General features: G+C 74.4%; 1 protein-coding gene and 1 pseudogene. Both read left to right on the forward strand.

The window, feature by feature from the left end; all coding sequences use genetic code 11:
* A partial coding sequence (locus EEJ42_RS31475; RefSeq protein WP_148082073.1) for an AAA family ATPase occupies positions 1-933 on the forward strand: 933 nt, incomplete at its 5' end.
* A pseudogene (locus EEJ42_RS50385) lies at positions 930-1,192 on the forward strand (hypothetical protein); the annotation flags it as partial. The gene EEJ42_RS31475 and the pseudogene EEJ42_RS50385, both read left to right, overlap by 4 nt.

Consider the following 1,192-nt stretch of genomic DNA (forward strand, 5'->3'; position numbering starts at 1 on the left):
CGGGTCTTCGAGGACGCCGGCACGCCGCTGCCCCCGCCCGGCACCGCCCCGGCCGGTCGCCGCCGCCTGGGCAGCCCCGGCGGCGGCACCCTGGACCGCTCCGTGGTCGAGAGGGTCAACGTGGCCCTGCACGTCCGCCGTCCGCTGCTGGTCACGGGGCGGCCCGGCACCGGCAAGTCCAGCCTGGCGTACCGGATCGCCGCCGAGCTGGGCCTGGGCCCGGTGCTCTCCTGGCCCATCGTCAGCCGTACGACGCTCAAGGACGGGTTGTACGACTACGACGCGATCGGCCGCGTCCAGGACACCCCGCCGCCGGTCGGCGGCGCGGCGGAGGACCGGGTCCTGCCCGACCTCGGCCGCTATCTGACCCTGGGCCCGCTGGGCACGGCCCTGCTGCCCTGGGCCCGGCCCCGGGTGCTGCTCGTCGACGAGCTGGACAAGAGCGACATCGACCTGCCCAACGACCTGCTCCACGTCTTCGAGGAAGGTGAGTTCCGCATCCGCGAGCTGGAGCGCCACCGGCAGCGCTCGGTCGTGAAGGTGATGACCGCGGACCATACCGACGCCGTTCCGGTCGAGAACGGTCATGTCCGCTGCCATGAGTTCCCGGTGGTCGTGATCACCAGTAACGGGGAGCGTGAGTTCCCGCCCGCGTTCCGGCGGCGCTGTCTGGAGATCCGGATGCCCGACCCCGACGAGGAGCGGCTGACCGCCATGGTCACCGCCCACTTCGGCGGCGACCGGGGCCGGGACGCCAGGGCGCTGATCCGCGAGTTCCTCGACCACAGCAGGGAGCACGGGGGCCTGGCGACCGACCAGCTGCTCAACACCGTGCACATGCTCTCCAACGGGGCGGCGAAGTCCGACGAGACCTCCTGGGCGCGGCTCCGTGACGCCCTGTGGCACGCGCTGGGCACGGAATCACCCACATGACCGGGTACCGGTACGGCCGGGAGACCGACGGCCCCACGCCCCGGGAATGGGCGGAGGCCGTACTGCTGCAACAGCGCATCCGGCGGGCCGCCGCCACCCCCTCCCCTTCCGACCCACCGGACCACCCAGCCGCCCCCGCACCGGACACCCCGCCCGCCCCCGCACCGCCCGCGCCCGCTGAGGACGAGCGGGGGGACGACCCTCACGCTCCCGAACCGCCCGCGACCGCTCCCGAGGACGGCCCGCCCGGAGGCCCCGC

Origin of the sequence: Streptomyces botrytidirepellens (assembly GCF_003721215.1) — a bacterium.
GTDB classification, from domain to species: domain Bacteria; phylum Actinomycetota; class Actinomycetes; order Streptomycetales; family Streptomycetaceae; genus Streptomyces; species Streptomyces himastatinicus.